Origin of the sequence: Streptomyces sp. SID11385 (assembly GCF_010548245.1) — a bacterium.
Classification (GTDB): Bacteria; Actinomycetota; Actinomycetes; order Streptomycetales; family Streptomycetaceae; genus Streptomyces.
In genome coordinates, this window is sequence record NZ_JAAGLR010000870.1 from 1 (window position 1) to 244 (window position 244).

Genomic DNA, 244 nt, shown 5'->3' on the forward strand with positions numbered 1-244 from the left:
CGCCCCGGTGGGGAGAGAGACCTGTACGTAGCCCTGACCCGGGCCACCAAACGCCTCTGCACCATTACCACCCAGCCCGCCTGACGACTCCGCGCCCGCGTTGCCGCGAGGGCGCATCCAGTGGTCACAACAGCCGGTCGACGAGCCCGTCGACGTACTCAGGGGTGAATTCCATGCCGAACAGGACGCGGATGTACATCGGAGCGAGGACGTGGTCCAGCACGTCGAGCGCGGCGGGAGTCCT

Annotated in this window: 1 pseudogene; it reads right to left on the minus strand. The window is 67.6% G+C overall.

Going from position 1 to position 244, the window contains the following annotated elements:
- Positions 1-124 precede the first annotated feature (124 nt).
- A pseudogene (locus tag G3I42_RS37875) lies at positions 125-244 on the minus strand (TetR family transcriptional regulator); the annotation flags it as partial.